At 62.4% G+C, this 25,748-nt stretch carries 21 protein-coding genes; 8 read left to right on the forward strand and 13 right to left on the reverse strand.

Features of this window, described 5'->3' with window-relative positions; genetic code table 11:
• Positions 1-49 precede the first annotated feature (49 nt).
• Together AC04SH_RS27725 and AC04SH_RS27730 are read right to left on the reverse strand one after the other, a co-directional pair.
• Positions 50-1,477: an amidase gene (locus AC04SH_RS27725; RefSeq protein ID WP_488577366.1), complete on the reverse strand. Its 1,428-nt coding sequence runs from the start codon at positions 1,475-1,477 to the stop codon at positions 50-52.
• A gap of 101 nt (positions 1,478-1,578) precedes the next feature.
• Positions 1,579-2,613 carry an extracellular solute-binding protein gene (locus AC04SH_RS27730; RefSeq protein ID WP_488577367.1) on the reverse strand — a complete coding sequence of 345 codons (1,035 nt, stop codon included), beginning with the start codon at positions 2,611-2,613 and terminating at the stop codon, positions 1,579-1,581.
• A gap of 671 nt (positions 2,614-3,284) precedes the next feature.
• Between AC04SH_RS27730 and AC04SH_RS27735 the strand changes: the two genes are divergently transcribed.
• Positions 3,285-4,052 (forward strand): NAD kinase, encoded by a 768-nt coding sequence (locus AC04SH_RS27735; RefSeq protein ID WP_488577368.1) that lies wholly within the window; start codon positions 3,285-3,287, stop codon positions 4,050-4,052.
• Positions 4,053-4,243: 191 nt separating this feature from the next.
• Positions 4,244-5,839 carry a DEAD/DEAH box helicase gene (locus AC04SH_RS27740; RefSeq protein ID WP_488577369.1) on the forward strand — a complete coding sequence of 532 codons (1,596 nt, stop codon included), beginning with the start codon at positions 4,244-4,246 and terminating at the stop codon, positions 5,837-5,839.
• A 64-nt stretch (positions 5,840-5,903) separates the two neighbouring features.
• Here AC04SH_RS27740 and AC04SH_RS27745 read toward each other — a convergent pair whose 3' ends face one another.
• The 4 genes from AC04SH_RS27745 to AC04SH_RS27760 form a co-directional block, all read right to left on the reverse strand.
• Positions 5,904-6,512, reverse strand: a complete 609-nt coding sequence (locus AC04SH_RS27745) for a hypothetical protein (protein WP_488577370.1) — start codon at positions 6,510-6,512, stop codon at positions 5,904-5,906.
• Positions 6,513-6,751: 239 nt separating this feature from the next.
• Positions 6,752-7,402, reverse strand: a complete 651-nt coding sequence (locus AC04SH_RS27750) for a YiaD family glycine zipper/OmpA-like lipoprotein (RefSeq protein WP_112564362.1) — start codon at positions 7,400-7,402, stop codon at positions 6,752-6,754.
• 153 nt (positions 7,403-7,555) lie between these two features.
• Entirely contained in the window at positions 7,556-7,924 is a 369-nt protein-coding gene (locus AC04SH_RS27755; protein ID WP_142864880.1) for a GFA family protein, read from the reverse strand.
• A 128-nt stretch (positions 7,925-8,052) separates the two neighbouring features.
• Positions 8,053-8,943 carry a LysR family transcriptional regulator gene (locus AC04SH_RS27760; protein WP_488577371.1) on the reverse strand — a complete coding sequence of 297 codons (891 nt, stop codon included), beginning with the start codon at positions 8,941-8,943 and terminating at the stop codon, positions 8,053-8,055.
• Between the two features lie 103 nt (positions 8,944-9,046).
• On the opposite strand from AC04SH_RS27760, the gene AC04SH_RS27765 reads away from it, so the two are divergent.
• Positions 9,047-9,916, forward strand: a complete 870-nt coding sequence (locus AC04SH_RS27765) for an SDR family oxidoreductase (protein ID WP_488577372.1) — start codon at positions 9,047-9,049, stop codon at positions 9,914-9,916.
• A gap of 245 nt (positions 9,917-10,161) precedes the next feature.
• Here the strand turns inward: AC04SH_RS27765 and AC04SH_RS27770 are convergent, their stop codons facing one another.
• From AC04SH_RS27770 to AC04SH_RS27790, 5 genes are all read right to left on the reverse strand, one after another.
• Positions 10,162-10,539: a hypothetical protein gene (locus AC04SH_RS27770; RefSeq protein ID WP_488577373.1), complete on the reverse strand. Its 378-nt coding sequence runs from the start codon at positions 10,537-10,539 to the stop codon at positions 10,162-10,164.
• 270 nt (positions 10,540-10,809) lie between these two features.
• Positions 10,810-11,217 carry a GFA family protein gene (locus AC04SH_RS27775; RefSeq protein WP_488577374.1) on the reverse strand — a complete coding sequence of 136 codons (408 nt, stop codon included), beginning with the start codon at positions 11,215-11,217 and terminating at the stop codon, positions 10,810-10,812.
• Between the two features lie 42 nt (positions 11,218-11,259).
• A protein-coding gene (gene prfB / locus AC04SH_RS27780) for a peptide chain release factor 2 (protein ID WP_112564354.1) occupies positions 11,260-12,391 on the reverse strand; the annotation gives its coding sequence in 2 pieces (ribosomal slippage) (positions 11,260-12,324 and positions 12,326-12,391; 1,131 coding nt in all).
• Positions 12,392-12,521: 130 nt separating this feature from the next.
• On the reverse strand, positions 12,522-14,978 hold the full coding sequence (locus tag AC04SH_RS27785) for a penicillin-binding protein 1A (RefSeq protein WP_488577375.1): 2,457 nt from the start codon (positions 14,976-14,978) through the stop codon (positions 12,522-12,524).
• A 213-nt stretch (positions 14,979-15,191) separates the two neighbouring features.
• Positions 15,192-16,451: an N-acetylmuramoyl-L-alanine amidase gene (locus AC04SH_RS27790; protein WP_488577376.1), complete on the reverse strand. Its 1,260-nt coding sequence runs from the start codon at positions 16,449-16,451 to the stop codon at positions 15,192-15,194.
• Between the two features lie 649 nt (positions 16,452-17,100).
• Here AC04SH_RS27790 and AC04SH_RS27795 point away from each other — a divergent pair.
• Positions 17,101-20,061 carry an Rne/Rng family ribonuclease gene (locus tag AC04SH_RS27795; RefSeq protein WP_488577377.1) on the forward strand — a complete coding sequence of 987 codons (2,961 nt, stop codon included), beginning with the start codon at positions 17,101-17,103 and terminating at the stop codon, positions 20,059-20,061.
• Positions 20,062-20,158: 97 nt separating this feature from the next.
• On the opposite strand, the gene AC04SH_RS27800 is transcribed toward AC04SH_RS27795, so the two are convergent.
• The gene (locus AC04SH_RS27800; RefSeq protein WP_488577378.1) at positions 20,159-21,088 is read right to left on the reverse strand and encodes a glutaminase; all 930 of its coding nucleotides are present in this window, start codon (positions 21,086-21,088) and stop codon (positions 20,159-20,161) included.
• Between the two features lie 11 nt (positions 21,089-21,099).
• On the reverse strand, positions 21,100-22,248 hold the full coding sequence (locus tag AC04SH_RS27805; RefSeq protein WP_488577379.1) for a pyridoxal phosphate-dependent aminotransferase: 1,149 nt from the start codon (positions 22,246-22,248) through the stop codon (positions 21,100-21,102).
• 155 nt (positions 22,249-22,403) lie between these two features.
• On the opposite strand from AC04SH_RS27805, the gene AC04SH_RS27810 reads away from it, so the two are divergent.
• The 4 genes from AC04SH_RS27810 (at position 22,404) to accB (ending at position 25,748) form a co-directional block, all read left to right on the forward strand.
• The gene (locus tag AC04SH_RS27810) at positions 22,404-23,816 is read left to right on the forward strand and encodes a M48 family metalloprotease (RefSeq protein ID WP_488577380.1); all 1,413 of its coding nucleotides are present in this window, start codon (positions 22,404-22,406) and stop codon (positions 23,814-23,816) included.
• Between the two features lie 57 nt (positions 23,817-23,873).
• On the forward strand, positions 23,874-24,674 hold the full coding sequence (locus AC04SH_RS27815; protein ID WP_488577381.1) for a DsbA family protein: 801 nt from the start codon (positions 23,874-23,876) through the stop codon (positions 24,672-24,674).
• A 151-nt stretch (positions 24,675-24,825) separates the two neighbouring features.
• Positions 24,826-25,260, forward strand: coding sequence for a type II 3-dehydroquinate dehydratase (gene aroQ, locus AC04SH_RS27820; RefSeq protein WP_112564337.1), 435 nt, complete (start codon positions 24,826-24,828; stop codon positions 25,258-25,260).
• Positions 25,261-25,286: 26 nt separating this feature from the next.
• Positions 25,287-25,748, forward strand: coding sequence for an acetyl-CoA carboxylase biotin carboxyl carrier protein (gene accB, locus AC04SH_RS27825; RefSeq protein WP_112564335.1), 462 nt, complete (start codon positions 25,287-25,289; stop codon positions 25,746-25,748).

A 25,748-nucleotide genomic window follows, 5' to 3' on the forward strand; every position in this document is an offset into this window, starting at 1 on the left:
CCGGCGAAAACATCCCGCCGCTGCTTTGGCACGCCGGCGCGTTGCGGACTCAGAGCGACGGGCGCGTCCCGGCATTCATGTACCATTGACCCTGAGCCGTCTCATAGGCCATCGCCGCCCGGAAAACATCGGCGTCGCTATAGGTGCGGCCGACGATCTGGATGCCGGTCGGCACGCCATTGGCGGCGCGGCCCGACGGCACGGACAGAACCGGGCAGCGGCTCAGCATGTTGAACGGTGTCGTCATCACCCAACCCAGCGACGGGTTTACTTGCTCGCCGTTGATCTCGACCTTGCCTTTGGTCTGATCGAATTCCGCCGGCACCGCCGGAAGCGCGTTTGTCGGGCAGATCAGCACGTCGTATTTTTCCAGCAACGGCCCCAGCGTCTGGTACATCCTGGCCGCTACGTCCAGGGTCGCGACAAAATCCGTCGCCTTCGACTTCTGCCCATCCTGCGCAAACTGCCTGGCATAGCTGGTCATGTCCTTGCCGTGCTTGGCGAGCAGTGGCGACAGCGAGGCGCCGAAAAGATGCTCCAGATAGGCCATGCCCGCCTTGAGCACCTCGTCGCCCCAGCCAAGGTCGACCTCCTCGACGGTAGCGCCGAGCGAGCGGAACACATCGCAGGCAGCGAGCGTGTTCTTGCGCACGTCAGGGTGAACCTCAAAAGAACCGAGATCCATGGAGAAGGCGATCTTCCAGCCTTTGATCGGCTTGTAGTCGAGCGGCAGGCGCAGTTTCGGGCGAAGCGTGGCGATGTCGAGTGGGCTCGGTCCGGCCATGACATTCTGCAGCAGGATCGCATCCCCGACATTTCGGGCCAGCGGCCCGGTGTGGCAATAGAAGTCGAGGTTGAAGGGCGGCTCGTCGGGGTTGCGGCCGTAAGGCGGCTTGAAGCCGACCAGGCCGCAGGCCGAGGCCGGGATGCGGATCGAGCCGGCAATGTCCGAGCCGGTGGCGATCGACGATGTGCCCGAGGCCAGCGTCGCCGCCGAACCGCCCGACGACCCGCCCGGCGTATAGTCCGGATTCCAGGGGTTGCGCGTCACGCCCCAGCGCTTCGACCAGGTGTAACCGGCGCAGCTGAATTCGGGCGTCGCCGTGCGGGCATGCACTATGCCGCCGGCCTTCATGACACGCTCGTTCATCGTCGACGTGTGGCCACCGATGGCGTCCTTCGAAAGCAGCGAGCCATGCGAGGTCGGCTTGCCCTTGATGTAACTCTCATCCTTGATGCCGATCGGCAGGCCCTCGAGCGCACCGGTCCTGGCGCCCTTGGCGTATTTGGCTTCCGCCTTCCTGGCGAGAGCCATCGCCTCGTCGAAATGGGTGAAGGTGAAGCAGTTGATTGTCGCCTTGGTCGCCTCGGCGCGGTCGATCGTCGCCTGCATCAGGTCGACAGGCGAAAGCTTCTTCGCCTTGAACAGCCGCAACGCCTCGCTGGCGGGCATGTAGCAAAGGTCGAGGTCGGACATCAAAATCTCCCGCGGCGGCTTTACCGCATCTGGCATGAAGGGACGGTCGGGCCGCACTGTGCGGCCCGATGGCTGTTGGTCAGATTCGACTGGCGGCGCGGCTATTTCTGCAGGTCGGTCCAGATCCTGGTGTAGAGCGCCTGGATGTCGGCGGGACAGGTCGGCATGAACTGGCCCTTGTCGGCAAATTCGGCCGGAACATCCACTTCGGGTGCTCCCTTCATGTCGTCCGGCAGGAAGGGCTCGGAGCCCTTGATGCCGTTGGCGTAGTGCGCGAAGGCCGAGATCAGCGCGGCATTCTTGGGGTCCATGATGAAATTCTGGAAGAGCTTGGCGTTCTCGACGTTCTTGGCGTCCTTGAGCACCGCGACATTGTCCATCCAGATCGGAAAGCCTTCCTTGGGATAGCCGTAGACGATCTTGTCGTTCTCAATCCGCTCGCGCAGCGATATGCCGTTCCAGTTGACGCCGGCGGCAATGTCGCCTCGGCCGAGGCCATCAACGGCAGCGTAATCGAGCGATAGCCATTTGCCCTTCGCCTCGACTAGCTTGTCATGCACCTTCTTCAGCAGCGCCTTGTCGTCGGTGCAATACTTGCCGCCCTCATAGGCAATGGCCAGGAACATGATGTCCCCCATTTCGGGCACGACATTGATCTTGCCGACGAGTTCCGGCGGCGGATCGAGGAAAATCGCGGACGTATTCGGATCGCCCGCATAGACCGATTTGTTGACCGAGATCCCGGTCGTGCCCCATTGCCACGGCACTGAGTATTTGCGGCCGGGATCGAACGGCACATCGACCCATCTCGGATCGACATTTCTAAAATTCTCCATCGTGTTGGGATCGGTTTCCAGCAGCAGGCCTTCGCTGATCCAGATCGGCATGACACTGGCCGAGGGCACGACGATGTCGTAGCCGGAAGCGCCCTGGCGAACCTTGGCCAAGGCGGTGTCGTTGGAATCGTAGTCGGTGACGGTGACCTTGATCTTGTAGGTCTCCTCGAACTTCTTGATCAGCTCCGGACTGGTGTAGTTGCCCCAATTGTAGATCTGGAGTTCGCCATCGGCGCGGGCAATGCCGGTCATCGCCAGCAGCGACAGGCCGAGCGCCGTCGCGGTGGATTTCAGCTGCATGCTTATTGTCTCCCATTGTCGGGACCGGCGGGATTGCCGCCTCGAGTCCGTATGTTCCCTTCGTCCTGGTGGTCATTCACCGGCGGATGCCGGCTGACCAACTCGGTATGTCCACAACGGTATTAATTACTAAACATACAGTCAATATCTTTTTGCTGGCATGGCGACGGTATGGGCCAGACGTCGACGACGCGTGGTCGATGCCGTCAAACCTACAGATTCAGTGAGCGATGGATCGCCGTCGGCGGATCGGTTGCGGCTTCAGCCTACAATGCGTTCTGCGGGCATGGCATGCTGGCGTCGCCGCAGCGTGAGGCCGTCGGCCTTGGCCTGGAACTCATGTCCTCGGACTGCCGCACCAGTTCGGCGAAGAGAAGCGCGAAACTTCCCAGCATGAGGAAGACGATAATCAGGCGTGTCACCGGCAATAGACAGGTCTCAACTGGCTAGCCCCCCAGCCACCCATCCTCTGCCGGCTAACATGATCGATCGGGCTTTACGAGTGTTTAAGCTCGCTCTTAACCATCACATTCGCCTCTCCGGCGACATGAAGCGAGAGAAGCTGATTTTTGCTCCGGCGCAGCCGCGGTGGGACCGGACGCGGCCTCCCTTTGCAGATGCGCTTGCCCATGCTACCCCACGCAACCGCCGCCGACCGCCATCGGGAAGTCATGAGCAACGCCAGTCTCGCCTTCGTCTCGTCCGACACCGCCGATGCCAGGGCGGCGATGGAAAGCCTGTCGGCCCGCTATGGCCAGGCCTCGTTCGAGGACGCCGAGGTGGTGGTGGCGCTGGGCGGCGACGGCTTCCTGCTGCAGACCTTGCGCGACACGATGAGCACGGGAAAGAAGGTCTACGGCATGAACCGTGGCACCATCGGTTTCCTGATGAACGAATACCGCGTCGGCGGCCTCACCGAACGCATCGCCGCCGCCGTCGCCGAAACGATCCGGCCGCTGGAGATGCTGGCGGTGACGCATGAGGGCGAGACGGTTTCAGCACTTGCCATCAACGAAGTGGCGCTGTGGCGCCAATCCTATCAGACCGCAAAAATCCGCATCACCGTCGACGAACAGGTCCGGATCGAGGAACTGAACTGCGACGGCGTGATGATCGCGACGCCGGCCGGCTCCACCGCCTACAATCTGTCGGCGCACGGGCCGATCCTGCCGCTCGACGCGCCGCTGCTCGCGCTGACCCCGGTGAGCCCGTTCCGGCCGCGCCGTTGGCGGGGTGCCCTGTTGTCCAACAAGGCGACCGTTCGCTTCGATATTCTGGAGCCGGAAAAGCGCCCGGTGAACGCCGCTGCCGACCACACCGAGGTCAAGGCGGTGGCTTCCGTCACGGTTCGGGAATCACTGAGCGCGACGGCGACGCTGCTGTTTGACCCCAACCATTCGTGGAACGAACGCATTCTCGCCGAGCAGTTTCGCTATTGAGCCGGCGCAAAAAGACACTACCTGATTAAGCATCGCGATTAAGCTTACGTTTCACAATCGCACCAATCCCGCCCGTTTCTGTTGACAAATCGCGGGCTTGCGCCTAATCGCAATACCAATCTTGCAGGCACGCTGTGCTTGCCGCGACGGATGCCGTTGCGCTTCCCCGAACCAGCCAAAGACAACAACACTTGTCCTCAGACACCACGACCGCTCCAGAAGCGTTGACCTTTTCAGACCTCGGCCTGTCGCCCAAGGTCCTTTCCGCAGTCACCGATGCCGGCTACACCCAGCCGACGCCGATCCAGGCCGGCGCCATCCCGCATGCGCTGCTCGGCAAGGATATTCTGGGCATTGCCCAGACCGGCACCGGCAAAACCGCCTCCTTCGTGCTGCCGATGCTCACCCGCCTCGAAAAAGGCCGGGCCCGCGCCCGTATGCCGCGCACGCTGATCCTCGAGCCGACGCGCGAGCTCGCCGCGCAGGTCGAAGAGAATTTCATCCGATACGGCAAGAACCACAAGCTCAACATCGCGCTCCTGATCGGTGGCGTCTCTTTCGACGAGCAGGACAAGAAGCTCGAGCGCGGTGCCGACGTGCTGATCGCCACGCCCGGCCGCCTGCTCGACCACCGCGAGCGCGGCAAGCTCTTGCTCAACGGCGTCGAGATCCTCGTCATCGATGAAGCCGACCGCATGCTCGACATGGGCTTCATCCCCGACATCGAGCGCATCTGCGAAATGATCCCGTTCACAAGGCAGACGCTGTTCTTCTCCGCGACGATGCCGCCGGAAATCACCAAGCTCACCGAGAAATTCCTGCATGCGCCGGTGCGCGTCGAGGTCTCGAAGGCGGCGTCCGCCGCAACCAACATCATCCAGAGACTGGTCAAGTCAGGCTCGAAGCCGTGGGACAAGCGCGAGACGCTGCGCAATCTGATGAAGGCCGAAGACGCCGAGCTGAAGAACGCCATTATCTTCTGCAACCGCAAGGTCGAAGTGTCGGAACTGTTCCGCTCGCTCTTGAAGTATGATTTCGACGCCGGGGCCCTGCATGGCGACATGGATCAGCGCGCCCGCATGCAGATGCTGGCCAATTTCCGCGACGGCAAGCTGCGCTACCTGGTGGCGTCCGACGTCGCCGCGCGCGGCCTCGACATCCCCGATGTCAGCCACGTCTTCAACTACGATGTGCCGATCCACGCCGAAGATTATGTCCACCGCATCGGCCGCACCGGCCGCGCCGGACGTTCGGGCAAATCCTTCACCATCGCCACCAAGTCGGACACCAAATACATCGACGCCATCGAGCGGCTGATCGGCAACAAGATCGAGTGGCATGACGGCGACCTGTCGACGGTGGTCGCCAGCGAAGGCGGCGAGGACGAAGCGCCCCGCCGTGGCCGTGGCGCCCCGCGCCGCGCCGGCCGCAAGGACGAGGACCGCAAGGATCGCGGCGAGCGCAAGCCGCGCGAGCGTCACGCCAAGCCCGGCGAAGCTGCCCCGGCAGAAGCCGCACGCGAGGAACAGCCGGTCGTGGCAGAAGCCGCGGTCGCCGACATCGGCGAACGGCGTCAGCGCAAGGAATCGATCCGCTCCGAAAACAGCGAGCGCAAGGTCTCCGATCGCAACAACGAGAACCGTGCTCCCGAACGCGGCGACACAAGGCCGCAACGCGCCAACAACAGCCGCCCTGCCCGCAACAACCGCGGCGGCGAAGACAATGACGGCACCGTCGGCTTCGGCGACGACATGCCGGCCTTCATGAAGATCGTCGCCAAGGTCTGATTTCCGGTTTTCGATTTCGCGAGGCAAGCCGATCACCCGGCTTGCCATGATCATTTCTGTCCCGTCACATCGGGCCGGGCATCATCTTGGTCGGTTTTTCCAGCATCGGAAACTCGGCCTTGCTGCATTTCACCTTCGGGTTCGTCGGGCTGAACATGCCATTCGGATTGTCCCTGAACAGCCAGGCATGAAGGTCATAGTGGACGAACTCCCTCGGTATGAGCGGATAGTGCCCTTCCATCGGTCCCATGAATTTCTGGCCGAATAGCTTAGGCGCTTCCTTGACGTCCGGCGTCAGGGGCACCAGCCATTCCACGCCCACCAGCTTCAAGCCTTTTTTGGTCGGCTCGTAGATCAAGACATTGGGTTTCATCGGGTCGAGTTTCTGGCCGACGCTGGGAACATTGACGAAATGGATGCCCATGGCGCCCTTTGGATAATCCATCGTGCCGGGTATCTTTTCGCCGCTGAAGTAGACGCAACCTTCGGTCGACAGATAAAGGTCGCGGATGGCGGCCGTGTAATCCTCATATTTGGCGAGCGATTTCTTCAAGGCTTCGATGTCGGCCTTGTTTGCGTCCTCGGCGCGAGCCGTGGCGACTGAGCACCAAGCAGAGACTAGACCTGTCAAAACGAGGACGCCGCAACGCCCAAGGCGAGCTGTTCTTGTCATGCATTCCTCCCAGATTTCATGATCTGGCCGCGCAAGACCGGGGCGAAAGAAGAATGATGATCGCGCGGCCATTTGTACCGCCCCATCCCCTCTGGAACAGCGCCGATGCTAGTCCTTTCCAAGGTCTGCGGGAAGAAAATATTAGAAAAATCTAATTCTTTAGATCGTTTGGCGAACCCGAGCGCCAAAATGAAAACGGCCCCTTACGGGGCCGCCTTCGCATGTCCGTACCGACCTGATCAGGTAAGCGGCGAAAGCTGGATCTCGACGCGCCGGTTCTGCGCGCGGCCGGCCGACGTTGCGTTGGACGCAATCGGGCGGGTCTTGCCGAAGCCGGTGACGGCGAAGCGACGCGAATCGACGCCCTGTCCCGACAGATAGTTGGCGACAGCCAGCGCGCGGCGCTGCGACAGATCGAAATTGTGCTCGTCGCCACCGGTCGAATCGGTGTGGCCGAACACGTCGACCGTGGTCTGGCGGAACTTGTTCAGCACGAGCGCCACCGAATTCAGCACCTGGTAGAAGCCGGGCTTCACTGCATCCTGGTCGACGTTGAAGGTAATGTCGGACGGCATGTTGAGGATGATCTGGTCACCGGTGCGGGTGACGCTGACGCCGGTGCCCTGCAGCTGGCGGCGCAATTCAGCCTCGTTCTGGTCCATCGTGGCGCCGATGGCGCCGCCGGCCAGCGCGCCGATACCGGCCCCGATCAGCGCATTGCGGCGGTCATTGCCGCCGGCAAGCAGACCAAGGCTGGCGCCGGCCAAGGCACCAAGGCCTGCACCCGCGGCGGTGTTGGAAATCTTCTGATCGCCGGTATATGGATCAGTGGTCGTGCAGGCGCTCACCAGCACAGCCGTCGCAACGGCGACGAGCACAGTCTTTTTCATGAGATAACGTCCCTCTCCAAACCGCGGCCTTTACGGCCCGCGCATATCAGCCCTTCCACGGGTCTTGTACCATGAAATACGGCGAAAAGCGGAACGGCGAAAGCGGCTTTTCCCCCGCTTGCGCCGCTCTTCTGCTTCGGTGGATGGGGCCGACTACCAGAGATTCTTGCCGTCGATGACGACCACCTCGACCTTGTCGAGGTCGAAATCGTCGAACAGCCGCGAATTGACCGATATCTTGGGGTTGTCGAAGTCCGGTTTGCCGGTCGACCAGTCCGGCGTTTCGGTGAAGGTGCCGCAGCCGCAAATGGCGCAAAACCCGTGCTTTACGGTCTTCGATCCCCATTGATAGACGGAGACATTCTTTGCCGGGCTGGTGAGCTTGAATTGCGACGGAACGTAGTAGGCCCACAGCGAGCCGCGCTTGGAGCAGAACGAGCATGTGCATTGCGTTACTGTCTCGGGCGCTTGCGAAACCTCGAATGTCGTCGCCCTGCAATGACAGCTGGCCTTGATGGTCATGAAAAGATTTCCTTTCCGTTGCCCGCCGCCATGCGGCAAAGGCACCATAAAGGAAGGCTCCTGACAACTGTCTGTCAGCAGGCTCTGATCGATAGAACCGAGCGGCGTTCTGGCTGAGCGGTCTGTCGTCACCTGCCAATATAGGCAGCTAGTTCGTCCGGCGTCCCATTTGGAAAAGCCTGTTTTAGAAAATCCAGGAACGCCGACACTCGCGCGCTGAGCAGCCGCCGAGATGGGTAGAGCGTCCATAGAGAGATCTCGGGGCCGTCAATATCCCCCCAATTCACCAGTGTGCCGTCGGCCAAGTCGTGGGCCACCAACGAAATGGGAAGCCGTCCCGCGCCGACGCCGGCTCGCACCGCATCGCGGACCATGATGAGCGTTGATAAAGCGAGGACAGGTTCGATTCTAATTGTTGACCGGCCACCGGGTGTCTTCACCTGCCAAGTTTGCCGCTCGCCTGTCCCGCGAGCAACGCCAGGAGCGGCGAGCCCAGCGGTCGTACGAGGAAGGTCGGGGCTCGCCACAACGACCAGGCGGTCGCGGAGAAACGCCCGTCCGACCAGGCTTTCGTCGGGATCGGGATTGACCCGGATTACCAGATCGTAGCCCTCCTCGATCATGTCGACATGCCGGTCTTCGGTGGTCACTTCAAGCCTCACCTCCGGATACTTAAGGGAAAACCCCGCAGCGATCCTCCCCATTGCAGTCTGCGAAAAATGCAAAGGTGCGCTGATCCGTAATCTGCCCTTGGGCCTCTGACCGCCCGAGGCAATCGCCGAAGCCGTCTCGTCCAGCTCGGCGAGCAACGCCCCCGTCCGCTCGAAGAGCGCCCGTCCTTCCTCGGTCAGCTTCAGGTTACGCGCACCCCGTTCAAACAGGCGCAGATCAAGACTGCTTTCCAATTCTCCAACGCGCCGGGACAACGTTGCCTTGGGCCGGCCGGTGGCCCTTGCCGCTTTGCCGAAGCCACCATGGCGGGCAACGAGATTGAAATCGGCGAGGGCAAGAAGATCCATGAGTGTCCCACCAGCGAGACGACGTGTCTAAAATTACCGTCTACTGGGCGCTTTGTGAGCCACACATATTGGAGGTGTCAAGCAATCCAACAGGAGAAATTTCATGACCATTCTCGTTACCGGCGCCACCGGCAATATTGGCCGCCAAGTCGTCGAACACCTCGTCAAGCGCGGCGCCGATGTCCGTGCTCTCGTGCGCGATCCGTCGAAGGCGGGCTTCCCGGCAGGCGTATCCGTCGTGCAAGGCGACTTTCTCGACGTCGACTCGCTGCGCAAAGCCATGTCCGGGGTTTCCACGCTGTTCCTCTTGAACGCCGTGGTACCGGATGAATTCACCCAGGCTTTGATCGCGCTGAACGTCGCCCGATCGGCCGGCATCGAGCGGATCGTCTATCTGTCGGTGATCCACGCTGACGCCTATGTGAACGTGCCGCATTTCGCGGGCAAGTTCGGTGTCGAGCGAATGATCGAGCAGATGGACTTCAAGGCTACGATCTTGCGCCCGGCTTACTTCATCCAGAACGATCTGATGATCGAAGACACCATCACCGGCTATGGCATCTACCCAATGCCGATCGGCGCCAAGGGTCTCGCCATGATCGACGCCCGTGATATCGCCGAGATCGCCGCTCTTGAGCTGCTGCGCCGCGAACAGTCCGAGGAGCCGCTGGCGCTCGACCGGATCAACCTCGTCGGTCCGCAGACACTGATCGGGACGGATATTGCCGCAATCTGGTCAGACGTGCTTGCCCGCCCGATCAGCTACAGCGGCGACAATGCAGAGGCCTTTGAGCAAAATCTCAAGCAGGTCTTGCCCGCCTGGATGGCTTACGACATGCGCCTGATGGGCGAGCGCTTCTTCACCGACGGGATGCTGCCTGAGGCCGGCGACGTCGAGCGCCTGACGGCGCTTCTGGGCCGCCCCCTGCGCTCATATCGCGACTTCGCCTCAGCAGTCGCTCCTTCCGTGTGACGCAAGCACAAAAACACCTAGAGCGGTTCACGCCTTTACGGAATCGAAGGGGATTCCCGATTTGTCGGTTTTGTGATTCAAGATGCTGGCTGGAGTGGAGGCCAGCATCTGATGACCCGACCTCTTTCCAATGATCTTCGCGAACGTGTGGTGGCAGCGGTTTTAGGCGGTGAGAGCCGTCGCTCTGCCGCCAAAAGAAATTCTGGAACTACGGCCTGCCTTCCGATGAACTTTGTCGACAGCCGTCAGTAGGCACGCGGCGGTACGAACAGGCAGATCGTCTTGCCGGCGTCGAGACCAGCCTGGTGCGCGCACCAGTGGAAATCGCCGTCGGGTGAGTCCTTGACCCGCTTGTCGCTCATCGGAACGACCTCCCCCGTTCCGGCGATGACATAGCCCTCGGGTTTTTCCAGCACCTCGCCCGTATGGGTGGTGCGGCAGTCATAGTTGGCGCAGCAGGCGAAGGGATAACTCCAGCCTAGCGGCTTCGCCGCCGTCGGCTTGGCGTCATGGGCGAAGCCGGGAGCGGTCAGGCCCGCGATCGCGCCGATCACGAACAGAGAAAACAAAAGTCGGCCAGCCGGTTGAACGGCTCTGGCCGATCGGACTATGGCAGCAGACATGGAAACGTTCCTTTCAAGCGAGCATCAAGCGTTTGCTTGCCCGTTCTTGGAACGTGTCTTCCCAGTGGCCGAATCGTCAGCTCGCAGATATGCCGCGTCCGGCCATAAATGCTTTTTCACCCCTCAGCCCGAGATGCTGGGCTGATTCCTTGGTCGGCGCAAGAAGTGCATAGGTGCTACAGTGCCGCACCCCGCGCGCCGACATCTGCCGTCCAAAAGGGTGCGCCGGCTTGGTTAATGAGAGGTTAACGACGCGATGCCCAAGAAGCATTAGCCGTCGGAGGCGTGTCCTTCATATTGCGGCAGGTCGTCGGCGATGGTGAACCACGGCGCCTTGGAGCCGACGAAAATATGCGCCGTCGGCCGGATCGTCGGATCGTCGACCAGCGTGCCCATGGCGACATGGACATAGGCGCCGTCGCGGACCAGCGAATAGAGCAGCGAGCCGCAGCGACTGCAATGCGCGTCGTGGCCGCGGTCGTCGCCGAAATGGATGAGCCCGTGATGCCCTTCGGCAAGGGCGAACTTGTCGCGTTCGATGCCGGCGAACGGTTTGAAGGCCGACCCTGTGGTGCGCCGGCAGTTCGAACAATGACAGTTCACGGCATAGACGAATTCGTCCGCCACCTCATAGTGGACCGCGCCGCAAAAGCACTTTCCGCTGAGCTTGCGAGTCATCGGCCTCTCCTTTGCCCGACGCCTTGAGGATATGGACGTGTCTTAGTCGAGGTCGGCCACCGCTTCGCCCGCCCCGCCTTCAATGCGCTGCGACAGCGAGGCTTCCATGAAGTCGTCGAGATCGCCGTCGAGCACGCTCGACGGGCTGGTGCTTTCGACGCCGGTGCGCAGATCCTTCACCAGCTGGTAGGGCTGCAGCACATAGGAACGGATCTGGTGTCCCCAGCCGATGTCGCTCTTCGACGCCTCGGTGGCGTTGGCCACCGCCTCGCGCTTCTTCAGCTCTTCCTCGTAGAGCCGCGAGCGCAGCATTTCCCAGGCCTTGGCCTTGTTCTTGTGCTGCGAGCGTTCGGCCTGGCAGGCGACCGCGATGCCCGTCGCGATATGGGTGATACGGACCGCCGAATCCGTCGTGTTGACATGCTGGCCGCCCGAACCGGACGAGCGATAGGTGTCGATACGCACGTCGGATTCAGAGACGTCGATCTCGATCCTGTCATCGACAACCGGATAGACCCAGATGCTGGAGAAGGACGTATGGCGGCGCGCATTGCTGTCATAGGGCGAAATGCGCACCAGGCGGTGGACGCCGGATTCGGTCTTCAGCCAGCCATAGGCGTTGTGGCCCTTGATCAAGAGCGTAGCGGATTTGATGCCGGCCTCTTCGCCGTCATGGACTTCCAGCACCTCGACCTTGAAGCGTCGCCGTTCGGCCCAGCGCGTATACATGCGCAACAGCATCGAGGCCCAGTCCTGGCTCTCGGTGCCGCCGGCGCCGGCATGGACTTCGAGATAGGTGTCGTTGGCGTCGGCTTCGCCCGACAGCAGCGTCTCGACCTGACGGGCCTTGGCTTCGCCTTGCATCGAGCGGATGGCGGCTTCGGCCTCGGCGACGACGCCCTCGTCGCCCTCTTCCTCGCCAAGCTCGATCAGGCCGATATTGTCTTCCAGTGCCTGCGTCAGGCCCTTGACCGCGGCGATGCCCTCTTCGAGGCCCTGACGCTCGCGCATCAGCTTTTGCGCTTCCAGTGGTTCGTTCCAGAGGCTGGCGTCCTCAGCCCGCACATTCAGGTATTCAAGCCGCTTTATGGCCTGATCCCAGTCAAAGATGCCTCCTCAGCAGGGTTATCGCCTGCCTGATCTCATCGACAATGTTCTGCGTTTCCGCGCGCATGGCTGGTTGTTCTGTCCTGTTTTTGAAGTGGCGCTTGGGTCGGCGCGATACATAGGGACGGCATTGCTGCCTGTAAAGCGAAATGGGCCAGCTTAACAAGCCAGCCCATTCAACATAAGAAATCAGATCGTCAGTAAAGCCCGCCGCCGGGCGCCTGGATGGCTTCCGTCGCCTGCGGCGACAGCGGTCCGCCGGCGCCGTTGGAACCGTCGGCGCCCATGCCGATCACCCAATAGCTGTCGGCGGGGCCGGTGCCCGGCTTGAAGGCTTCGATGATGGTGCCGGCATCGCCCGCCGCGGCACGCATGCCGGTCTTGCGGTTGATGGCGACCAGATTCATGCCTTCCGGCACCTTGAAGTCGACATTGGGCGTGCCGTCCAGCGCAACGCGCATGAAATCCTTGAAGATAGGCGCCGCCAGACCACCACCCGTCGCGCCCTTGCCAAGCCCTTTCGGCGTGTCAAAGCCCATATAGAGGCCGACGACGAGGTTCGGCGTGTAGCCGATGAACCAGGCGTCCTTCTCGTCATTGGTCGTACCGGTCTTGCCGGCAATGTGGCGGCCAAGTTCGGCGATGGTAGCGCCGGTGCCGCGCTGGACGACGCCTTCCATCATCGAGGTGATCTGGTAGGCGGTCATCGGGTCGAGCACCTGCTCGGAATTGTCGACCAGTTCCGGCTCAGGCTGGTTGTTCCATTCGGACGCATTGCAGCCTTCGCAGCCGCGCTCGTCCTGCTTGAACACCGTCTTGCCGTAGCGGTCCTGGATACGGTCGATGAGCGAGGGTTTGATCGACTTGCCGCCATTGGCCATGATCGAATAGGCCGACACCATGCGCATCACGGTCGTCTCGCCGGAGCCCAGCGCCATTGGCAGATACGGCGCCAGATGGTCGTAGACGCCGAAGCGCTCGGCATATTCCACCACCAGCTTCATGCCCATGTCGTTGGCCAGCCGCACCGTCATCAAATTGCGCGACTTTTCGATACCGGAGCGCAAGGTCGCGGGGCCGGCGACCGTGCCGTCATAGTTCTTCGGCGTCCAGGTCGTGTTGCCGCTCTGGATGGTGATCGGTCCGTCCATGATCACCGAGGCCGGCGTATAGCCATTGTCGAGCGCGGCCGAATAGACGATCGGCTTGAACGACGAGCCCGGCTGGCGCATCGCCTGCGTGGCGCGGTTGAACTCCGACTGCGCATAGGAGAAGCCGCCGACCATGGCCAGCACGCGGCCGGTATGCGGATCCATGGCGATCAGGCCGCCCTCCACTTCCGGCACCTGGCGCAGCGTATAGGCGCCGTCCGAACCTTCGTTTTTCTGCACGAAGATGACATCGCCCGGCTGCAGCACGTCGGCCGGCGACTTGGCCTTGACCGTCTTGCCCTCGACCACATGGCGCATGGCAAAGCTCATGTCTTCCTTGCTGACGGTGCCTTCGACGCGTTCCTTGACGATATCGCCTGAAATCTGCCGCTTCGGCTGCAGGCCGATGGAAAGGCCGGTATCCGAGCTGTCGAGCACGACGGCAAGCGACCATTCCGGCACGTCTTCCAAGCCCTTGACGGCGCCCAGCGCCACGCCCCAGTCGCCGGAAGCGTCGATATGCGTCACCGGTCCGCGATAGCCGCGCAGCGTATCGTATTTGAGCAAACCGTTCTGCATCGACTTGCGGGCGATGAGCTGGATCTTCGGATCGAGCGTCGTGCGCACCGACAGGCCGCCCTCATAGAGCGCGTTCTCGCCATAGCGCGCGATGATCTGGCGGCGCACTTCCTCGGTGAAGTATTCGCCCGCAAACAGATAGGAGCCGTTGCGGCGCGGCGTCACGCCGAGCGGCTCGGCCTTGGCCTTGTCGCCTTCCTCGCGCGTCACGTAGCCATTCTCGACCATCTGGTCGATGACCCAGTTGCGGCGCTCGATGGCGCGGTCGGCATGCTTGAAGGGATGGTAGTTGTTGGGACCTTTCGGCAGCGACGCCAGATAGGCGGCTTCCGCGACGGTGAGTTCGTTGACCGACTTGTCGAAATAGGTCAGCGCCGCGCCCGCAACGCCATAGGCGCCGAAACCGAAGAAGATCTCGTTGAGGTAGAGCTCGAGGATGCGGTCCTTCGAATACGCCTGCTCGATGCGGAAGGCCAGGATCATCTCCTTGATCTTGCGCTCGTAGGTCTGGTCCGAGGACAGCAGGAAGTTCTTTGCCACCTGCTGGGTGATGGTCGAGGCGCCGACCTGGCGCCTGCCCGAGCCCACATTCTGCAGGTTGACGTAGATGGCGCGGCCAAGCCCGGTGATGTCGATGCCGGGATGGTTGTAGAAATTCTTGTCCTCGGCCGACAGGAACGCCGCCTTGACCCGGTCCGGAACCGCCTGGATCGGCAGATAGAGCCGCCGTTCGCGCGCATATTCTGCCATCAGCGAGCCGTCGGAGGCATGGATCCGGGTCGTCACCGGCGGCTCGTACTTGGCCAGCACTTCGTAGTCGGGCAGGTCCTTCGACAGATGGCTGATGTATATCGCCACGCCCGCGGCAACCAGAAGCGCCAGCGTCGTGCCGATACCAAAGAAATAGCCGATGAGACGAATCATGCCCGCTCCAGTCCGAGGTTCGGGAATTTCCTAGACGAAGCCGCCTTTCGCGCAAGCCTTCGCAACGGTCCCGATCCGTGATGGAAAACCCATGTCGCCACCATGTGGACAAAATGGGGCAGCGCCCGATTTCTGCATCCCCCACCGGAAATAAAAGCGCCCGGTGTTGTCGTCGTGCAACGCTGCCTCTGGTTGTGGGCGGCGGCGGCCATCTCAGCCCCCGGTTCCAGTCCCCATCTTGGCGGAGGCAAACAAGGCGACGGCGTTGGTGATGCTCTGCGCCGCCTTGCCGCGCCAGTCGGCGTCGAGCAGCTGCGCTTCGTCCTTGGCATTGGAGAGATAGCCGAGCTCGACCAGGACCGACGGAACATCGGGCGCCTTCAGCACCTTGAAGCCGGCCGAGCGCTGCGGATTGTTGATCAGGCCGACGCTGGTGGAAAGCTGACCAACCAGAGTGTGGGCGAAACTCATCGAGAAATTATGTGTCTCGCGGCGGATCAGGTCGATCAGTATGTCGGTCACTTCCTTGTTGTCGTCCTTGATCACCATGCCGGCGAACTGGTCGGAAAGGTTTTCGCGATCGGCCAGCGCTTGCGCTTCCGGATCGGACGCCTTGTCGGAGACGGTGTAGACGGTGGCGCCTCTGATACCCTTGACGCTGATCGTATCGGCATGGATCGAGATCAACAGGTCGGCCTCGTGCTGGCGCGCGATGCGCACGCGGTCGTCGAGCCGCAGGAACTCGTCGGTCTCGCGCGTCATGAACACGTCGTAGCTGCCGACGGCGGTGAGCTTGTCGCGCAATTCGGTGGCGAAGGCCAGCGTGACGTTCTTCTCGATGGTGCCGTTGAGGCCTTCGGCGCCACCGTCGATGCCGCCATGGCCGGGATCGATGACGACGGTGAACCGATGCCCCGGATTGGAGACCGGCCCGGTGCCGACCCTGGCGCCCTTGTCGGTGGAGACGGTCGAGCCGGTGGTCAGCGCCTGGTTGGCAAGGGCTTCATCGAACTCGCGATCCGAGGCCGCCGACATGTCGATGGCGATGCGGTAGCCGGTTCCGTCATCGTTCTTGAGCACGTCGAGCTTGTCGACCGAGAACGGCCCCTTGCCGGTCAGGATCAGCCGCGATCCCTCGCCCTGATCGCCATAGCGCACCGCCTTAACCAGGCCGCGCGCCTTGGCGTCCTTCGCGCTGATGGCGAATCGTGTGCGCGGCAGGTCGACGACCAGCCGGTTGGGGCCGCGCAGCAGGAACCATTTGATATCGGGTTCGCGGTCGAAATCGATGACGATGCGCATCTTGGTGGCGTCGCCCGCCATCTTGTAGGCGGTGGCGCCGAGCGGCGCATCGGCCGCGCGTGAACCCGGCGCAAAACCGAAGCAAAGCGCCAGCAGCAAAAGCACAATCGCAGCGCGCAGCAAAAGGCCTGCACGGCCATGGCCCTTGTCTGTGGTGCCCGCCAGTCCCATCTCTTTGCAGTCGCTCCCGGTTTGGCGCCTCGCGCCCGCGTGGTTGGTCGAAATGCCGGTCAGGCCGCAGACTCGATTAACGATTGGTATCCAGAGAAGGTTAACCAAGCCTTTTCATTGAGGATTAAGGCCTGTGCTTCCGTTACGGCACTGCTTTTTGCCGGCATCCGAAATCGGGGTTGCCTTCCACCCCGTCAAATCATAAAAGCGATGGTGGATCACTGCAATCCTGGAACCGCTTCTCCCGCAGCTTCCTGCTACAGGTCAGATGAAAGGCGGCTCCTTTCGCTTCCAGCGAAAAGGCTTCAGGTGATCGCGACGAATTTCGCAGGTGTGCGCCCGTGGCGGGGGAATCGCCTGCGTGAGGAAAACGGCCGGGTTTGTTCCCGTGCCGGCTCTGTATGAGCAAACAAGCTGGTCCGGTTCGCCCGGGCTTTGGTTCAAAAGGTTCTGCTGGTGACGATGGCTTCAAGCGCAATCATGGAAAGGTCCGCATCAAACCGCGCCATAATGGCTGCGGGCGGCACCGCCATGGCGCTCAAGCGGCGGCCAGCAACCATCCAGACATCCGGCACCCACATCACAGACACGCAGCAGCGGGCTTTGCCTCGCAAGCTGCGGCTGGCGGCTGCCGGGGGGAAACGAAATAATGCCCAACAAAATGCTGATAGACGCCTCCCACCCGGAGGAAACACGCGTTGTCGTTATCCGCGGTAACCGTATTGAAGAATTCGACTTTGAATCCCAGGACAAGAAGCAGCTCAAAGGAAACATCTATCTCGCCCGCGTAACGCGCGTCGAACCTTCCCTTCAGGCAGCCTTTGTCGAATATGGCGGCAACCGTCATGGTTTCCTCGCCTTCAGTGAAATACACCCCGACTATTACCAGATCCCGGTCGCCGATCGTCAGGCTCTGCTGCGCGCCGAAGCGCAGGAAGCCGAAGACGAGGAGAACGAGGACAATGACGGCGACGACCGCCAGAGCCGCGATCGCGGCCGGCGCGGCCGCCGGCGCGGCGGCAAAGGCCGCGAGCGTGGCGAACACAAGCGCGACGCCGGTACCGATGATGAAAACGGCGAACATGGCGACACCGGCAGCGATGCCGTTGCCGAAGAGCCTGCTTTCGAGCATGCCGCGGCTGATACCGCCGGGCATGAAGATCACGCCGCGCATAGCGACAGCGAAACCTCCGAGACTGAGACATCCGGGACCGAACCGTCAGAAGGCGGCCCGACATCGATCGCGGCAAGCGTCGAAGCGGATGTGATCTCCGAAGCCGTCCCGCAGGCTGAGGCCGGCGACGAGGCGGCCTCCAGCGAGGCTAGCGGCGAAACTGTTTCGGCCGATCACAGCGGCGAATCCACCTCCAGCGACAATGATCGCGGCATGCTGGAAGAGGTGCAGTCCTCGCATCCCGACGACCACGAGATTGAATCGGTCGGCGCCGAGGATGCGCTGGAAGAGGTGCGCAACCGCCGCAAGCCGGTGCGCCGCCAGTACAAGATCCAGGAAGTCATCAAGCGCCGGCAGATCCTGCTGGTGCAGGTGGTCAAGGAAGAGCGCGGCAACAAGGGCGCGGCTCTGACCACCTATCTGTCGCTTGCCGGCCGCTATTCGGTGCTGATGCCCAACACGGCGCGCGGTGGCGGAATTTCGCGCAAGATCACCAGCGCGGTCGACCGCAAGCGCCTCAAGGAGGTCGTTGCCGATCTCGAAGTGCCGCAGGGCATGGGCGTCATCCTGCGCACCGCCGGCGAAAGCCGCACCAAGGCCGAGATCAAGCGCGACTACGAATATTTGATGCGGCTTTGGGAAAACGTCCGCAATCTGACCCTGCAATCCACCGCCCCTGCCCTTGTTTATGAGGAAGGCAGCCTGATCAAGCGCTCGGTGCGCGACCTCTACAACAAGGATATCGACGAGATTCTTGTCTCCGGCGAGGAAGGCTATCGCGAGGCCAAGGATTTCATGCGCATGCTGATGCCGAGCCACGCCAAGGTGGTTCAGCCGTTCCGCGACACGACGCCGATCTTCGTGCGCAACGGCATCGAGGCACAGCTCGACCGCATGCTGCAGCCGCAGGTGACGCTGAAGAGCGGCGGCTACATCATCATCAACCAGACCGAAGCTCTGGTCGCCATCGACGTCAATTCGGGCCGTTCCACCAAGGAGCACTCGATCGAGGACACCGCGCTCCACACCAACCTCGAAGCGGCGGAAGAAGTCGCCCGGCAGTTGAGGCTGCGCGATCTCGCCGGCCTGATCGTCATCGACTTCATCGACATGGAAGAGAACCGCAACAACCGCTCCGTCGAGAAGCGGCTGAAGGATCACCTCAAGAACGACCGGGCTCGCATCCAGGTCGGCCGCATCTCGCATTTCGGCCTGATGGAGATGTCGCGCCAGCGCATTCGCGCCAGCGTGCTGGAATCGACCATGAAGCCCTGCCCGCATTGCGGCGGCACCGGCCATGTGCGCTCCGACTCGTCGGTGGCGCTGATGGTGGTGCGGGCGATTGAGGAATTCCTGCTCAAGGATTCGCGCAGCCACATCACGGTGCGGACGCCGGCAGCGACCGCGCTCTATGTGCTCAACCACAAGCGCGGCACCTTGGTGGAACTCGAAAGCCGCTTCGGCCTGACCATCACCATCGAGGCAGATGACACGGTCGGTGTGCAGCACTATGCGATCTTCCGCGGCGCTATTGCCGAAAAGCCGGAAGGCTTTGTCGAACAGCGCAGCCTGCCCGCCTATGTCGAGCCCGAAGAGCCCGAGGACGAGATCGTCATCGAGGAGGAAGACGACGAGGTTGTGGTGCAGGTCGAGCAGCCGCGCCAGGCGCAGCCGCAATCGCAGCAGCAGCCGAGATCGGCCGAGGACGGCGAAGGCCGCGACCGCAAGCGCCGCAAGCGCCGCAGGCGGCGCGGCGGCAAGGATCGCGACCGCGAACATGGCGATCGCGAGCATGGCCACGCCGCCGAAGGTGCCCCGATCTCTGCTGCAAGCGACAACTTGGCCGCTGAAGCAGGCGATGGCGATGCGGGACCGCAGAGCGAAGCTCCGGTTGGCGCCGTCGAAACCGTGGAAGCGTCGGATGACGCCCAGGGCAAGAAGCGCCGGCGCGGCAAGCGCGGTGGAAAGCGCAATCGCCGCGAAGACGGTGAAAGCACTGAGGCCGAGGCAGGCGAAACCGCTGACGTTTCGGTGGCCGATGCCGCAGAAGCCGAAGCTACGGCCAACGAACCGGTCGTGGCAGTAGCGGTTGAAGAAGCTGCGGCTCCCGCCGCGGCGAACGACGACGCGCCAGCCGAAAAGCCGAAGAAGAAGCGCGCCTCGAGGGCGAAGAAGGCCGTGGCCGAAATCCCCGCCGAGACGGTGGCCGAAGTGCCGGCTACTGCCCCAGTCGAGGAAGTCGCACCGGCAAAGGTGGAGACGCCTGCGCCTGTCGCTCCAGTCGAGGAGGAAGCGCCTGCTCGACCGACCCGGCGCAAGGCCGTCGCGGCGGATACCCCGGTCGTGCCGGTGGTTTCCTCCAGCGTTGCCGACGAGGCAAAGGCCGAGGAAAAGCCGAAGCGTGCCGGCTGGTGGCAGCGGAAGGGCTTTTTCTAAGAATTTCAGACAGTTGAACTGATTGCTTGAACAATAGAAATCCCGCGCCGCTCGAAAGACGGCGCGGGATTTTCGTATCTGGGAATGGCCGAACCCGTCAGGGAGCGAAGATCGACCAGTTCATCGTCCTGGCCAGTTTTTCCAAGGCGATCGACCCCAGCTTCGAATTGCCGTTGGCGTTCAAGCCGGGCGACCACACGGCAAGCGAGGCGACACCCGGCACGATCCCCAATATGCCGCCGCCGACGCCGCTTTTGCCGGGAATGCCGACACGGAAAGCAAAATCGCCGGAGCCGTCATAGTGGCCGCAGGTCAGCATCATGGCGCCGATGCGGCGTGCGCGCTCGGCCGACACCACAGAGTGGCCGGTCGCCGGGTTCTTGCCGCCATTGGCGAGGAAGCGACCGGCCAGCGCCAGTTGCCGGCAGCTCATGGCGATGGCGCAATGGTGGAAATAGACGCCCAGCGCCAGTTCCGGCGCATGGTGAAGATTGCCGAAGGATTTCATATAGTTGGCAAGCGCAAAGTTGCGGTAGCCGGTGGCGCGTTCGGACGCCGCGACCTCGCGGTCGATGATGATCGTCTCATCGTCGGCGAGGAACTGGATGAAGCGCAGGATCTCGCCGATCGCTTCTCGCGGCTGGTGGCCGGCGAGCAGGATGTCGGAAACGACGATGGCGCCGGCATTGATGAACGGATTGCGCGGAATGCCGTTCTCATGCTCGAGCTGGACGATCGAGTTGAACGGATTGCCCGACGGCTCGCGCCCGACACGCTGCCACAGCGCGTCGCCGACATTGCCGAGCGCCAGCGTCAGGGTAAACACCTTCGAGATGCTCTGGATCGAGAACGCCTGGTCGGCGTCGCCGGCGACAAGCACGCGGCCGTCATTTGTCACCGCCGCAATGCCGAATTTCTTCGGGTCGACTTTGCCGAGCTGCGGGATGTAGGTGGCGACCTCGCCGCGATCGGTTCGCTCAGCCATTTCGGCGGCAACTTCGGCCAGCGCCTGTTCGAGTTCCGGCATTGTCGTCCCCGCTATTTCAGCCAGCGCTCGATGCGCGCCATCGCCTCGACCATGTCGTCATGGCTGCCGGCATAGGAAAACCGCATCGTTCGGTGTCCAGCCAGCGGATCGAAATCACGGCCGGGCGTCGCCGCCACATGCGCCTCGGCCAGCATTTTGCGCGCAAAGGCCATGCTGTCATTGGTATGCCGGGTGACATCGCAAAAGGCGTAGAAGGCGCCGTCCATGGGGGCTGCCAGCGGAAATCCGAGCTCCGGCAGGCGCTGCATCAACAGCTCGCGATTCCAGGCGTAGCGCGCCTTCACCGCTTCCAGCTCTTCCGTCGCCTTGAAGGCTTCGATCGCCGCGATCTGCGACAGTTCCGGCGGCGAGATGTAGAGGCTCTGGGCAATGCGCTCGATGGGCCGCACCAGGGCGTCCGGCAGCACCATCCAGCCGATACGCCAGCCGGTCATGCAATAGTATTTTGAGAAGGAATTGATCACCGTTGCGCCCGAGCCATAGGCCAGCGCCGTGGTGTCGGGCGCGGCATAGGCCAGCCGGTGATAGATTTCGTCTGAAATCACGGCGATGCCAAGGTCTTCGGCCGTCGTCACCAGCGCAGACAGCTCGTCGGCGGGAATGACGGCGCCGGTCGGATTGGCAGGGCTCGCGAACAGCACGCCCTTCAGCGGTTTTTCCCGATGTGCGGCCTTGAGATGGTCGGCATGCAGATAGGCGTCCAGGCCGAGCTCGATCTCGACGATCTCGATGCCGAGCGCGGCCATGATGTTGCGATAGGCGGGATAGCCGGGCGCTGCGATGGCGACGCGGTCGCCCGGATCAAACATGGCCAGGAAGGCCAGATTGAAGGCTGCCGACGATCCCGTCGTCACGGCAATCCGGTTCGGCGCGACATCGATCCCGTAATGATCGCCATAGTGCGCGGCGATTGCCTTGCGCAGATCCACCAGGCCGAGCGCATCGGTATAGCCGATGCGACCGATCTTCAGCGCATTTACGGCGGCTTCCCTGACCCCCACCGGCGCCGGATCGGATGGCTGGCCGACAGCCATGGAGACGACAGGCACGCCTGTCGCCTTCAGCCGGTTGGCCTCGGCCAGAATGTCCATGGCGTGAAACGGCTCGACTTCACCGCGGCGCGACAGCGAAACAACCATTTGACCTCACTCTTTCCGCCCGATCCCGCCGCTCCAGATCATCTACCCGGATGGCAGCGCCCCACAAATGCCCGATTGATGTGAGGATCACAAGTTAGCCTAGTTTCGGTGCCGACTCTTTTCATCGTTCGCCCGCTCGTTTACCAGTGGACCTCATGCTGAGCCGACCCAAATCGACGATTTCAAAATATTCCATCGGGAAGACAGCGCGCGGCTTCGCGACGCTTTTGCTCGCCGCCACTGTTGCGATCTCCGGCTCCGTGACTGCTTTCGCGCAGGCCGTGCCGGTGGTGCGCGATGCCGAGATCGAGGCGCTGGTGCGCGACTATGCGCGGCCGATCTTCAAGGCGGCTGGTCTTGCCAATGACGGCGTCGATATCGTCCTGGTCAACGATCAGAGTTTTAACGCCTTCGTCACCGGGCGCCGGCTGTTCATCAACACCGGCGCGCTGATGCAGGCCGAAACGCCCAATGAGATCATCGGCGTCATCGCCCACGAAGCCGGCCACATCGCCGGCGGCCATCAGCAGAAATTGCGTGACCAGCTCGAGCGCGCCAAGACGATGGCCATCATCGCCACGCTGCTTGGCGCCGGCGCCATCGTTGCCGGCGCCACCACCAACAGCCGCGGCCTTGCCGGTGCCGGCATGGGTGTCGCCGCCGGCGGCGGCGAGATGGCGCAGCGCAGCATTCTTGCCTACCAGCGCACCGAAGAGTCGACCGCCGACCGCTCGGCCATCACCTATCTCAATGCCACCGGCCAGTCCGGCATGGGCATGCTGAAGACCTTCGCCCGCTTCCAGAACGCCCTGTCGCTGTCCGGCACGCAGGTCGATCCCTACCGGATCAGCCATCCGATGCCGCAGGAGCGCATCGCCAATCTCGAAGTGCTGGTCAAGCAAAGCCCCAATGTCGACAAGGTCGATCCGCCCGCCCTGCAGCAGCGGCACGACATGATGCGCATCAAGATCGCCGCCTATATGGGCGGCCAGGCCGCCGCGACGCGGCTGATGCGCAAGGCCCCGGGCAGCCTCCCATCGCGCTATGGCGAGGCGCAGATGGCCTATCTCTACGGCAATCTCGGTGCGGCGCTCACCAAGACCAACGCCTTGATCAAGGAACAGCCGAAGAACCCCTATTTCCAGGAATTGCGCGGCGATATCCTGATGAAGGCCAACAAGCCGAAGGACGCGGCGGATGCCTATGCCAAGGCGGTCAGCCTCGATCCGGTGAAGTCGGGCCTGTTGCCCGTGTCCCTCGGCCAGGCGCTGATGGCCATCGGCACGCCCGATTCACTGAAGAAGGCGGTGGTGCAGATCAACACCGGTCTCGGGCGCGACAAGGAAAACACCGCCGGGTACCGCTATCTGGCCCAGGCCTATGGCGAACTCGGTAACATACCGGCCGCGGAGCTCGCCACCGCCGAGGGCCATTTCTATTCCGGCGACTACAAGAATGCGAAAATCTTTGCCATGCGCGCGCAAAAGGACTTGAAGCGCGGCGAGCCCGGCTGGATTCGCGCGCAGGACATCATAAACTACAACCCTTCAGGCAAACTCAAGAAATGAACCTTCCGGTCGCTCGCAGCGACTAAAATAGACCGGAACCGGTAAGAGGATCAGACGATGAACAAGGCAATATTGCTAGGCACGACGGGAGTGGCGGCTGCTCTTGCCATGCTGGCTTTCGGGTTCGTCGCCGGCAGTCCGCAGGTGGCAAAGGCCGATACCGCGATCGTCCAGACCGCATCCTCGGACACCAAGATCGATCGGGCCGAGGTCGAGGGCATCATCCGCGACTATCTGTTGAAAAACCCGGAAGTGCTGCTCGAAGTGCAGGACGCGCTGGAGGCCAAGCAGAAGGAAGAGCAGCGCATTGCCGCACTCGGCGTCATTACCAAGGCCAAGGATGAAATCTTCAACTCGGCCTTCGACGGCGTTGTCGGCAATCCCAAGGGCAAGGTCACCATCGTCGAGTTCTACGATTACAATTGCGGCTTCTGCAAACGCGCCATCGAGGACATGCGGGCGCTGACCAAGTCCGATCCGGACCTGCGCTTCGTGCTCAAGGAATTCCCGATCCTCGGCCCGGATTCGCAGAAGGCCAGCGTCGTCTCGATGGCCTTCCACCTGATGAAGCCGGAAAAGTATGGCGAGTTCCACAATGCGCTGCTCGGCGGCCAGGGCCGCGCCACAGAGGCTGCGGCCATCAAGGTGGCGCTGTCGCTCGGCGCCGATGAGGCGGAGTTGCGCGAGAAGATGAAGGATCCGACCATCACCGAGGCTTTCTCCAAGACCTTCGACCTCGCCAACAAGCTGGCCATCACTGGAACGCCGTCCTACGTGGTCGGCAACGAGGTGGTGTTCGGTGCGCTTGGCCAGGAAGTGCTGGCCGAAAAGATCGAGGCGGCGAAAGCCGCCCTCTGATCTTGCGCGCGAGCCTATCTCTCACGGGCAAATTTCGGCCTGTTGTGGACAGTGAAAGATCGCACTTGCGCTCTTTCCGCGGGCGACTATGCCCATTATAGAAGGCCCTGCGCGCCGGCTTGAGGCAGGTGCTGGGAAAAGGTCGGCATTTTTGAAAACGATTTTCGTCCTGAACGGTCCCAACCTGAACGCGCTCGGCAAGCGCGAGCCCGGCATCTATGGCGGCAAGACGCTTGCCGCGATCGCCGACGACTGCAAGCAGGCAGGCGCCGCACTTGGCCTCGAGATCGATTTTCGCCAGTCGAACCATGAGGGCGACCTCGTCGACTGGATCCAGGAGGCCGGCGACAAGGCCGCCGGCATCGTCATCAATCCGGGTGCCTACAGCCACACCTCGATCGCCATTCACGACGCCATCCGCGCCATCGCGCCGCTGCCCGTCGCCGAAGTTCACCTCTCCAACATCCACGCGCGGGAACCATTCCGCCACGTCTCCATGGTTGCGCCGGTCGCTGTCGGCATGATCTGCGGGTTCGGGCCGCTTGGCTACTCGCTGGCGCTGCAGGCGCTGGCGGCACGCCTATGACCGGCCCACAAACAGAAGGCTCGAAAATGTCGATAAAGAAGACCGGTGTTGACCAGCAACTGATCCGCGATCTGGCGGGCATACTGAACGACACCAACCTCACCGAGATCGAGGTCGAGCTCGGCGACCTGAAGGTGCGCGTATCGCGCCAGGCGCCGGCCGCCGTCCACGCCATTGCGGCACCTCAAGCAGGCTATGCGCCGGCAGCGCAGCCCGCGGCGAGCGCTGCTGCACCCGCGGCGGCCGATCCGTCCAAGAACGCGGTCCCCTCGCCGATGGTCGGCACCGCCTATCTCGCCCCCTCGCCCGACGCCAAGGCCTTCATCGAGATCGGCCAGAAGGTCAAGGAAGGCCAGACGCTGCTGATCATCGAGGCGATGAAGACAATGAACCAGATCCCGTCGCCGCGCGCCGGCACGGTGACGGCGATCCTGTTCGAGGACGGCCAGCCGGTCGAATACGGCATGCCGCTCGTCGTGATCGAGTAG

Source organism: Mesorhizobium sp. CNPSo 4688, from assembly GCF_057784295.1.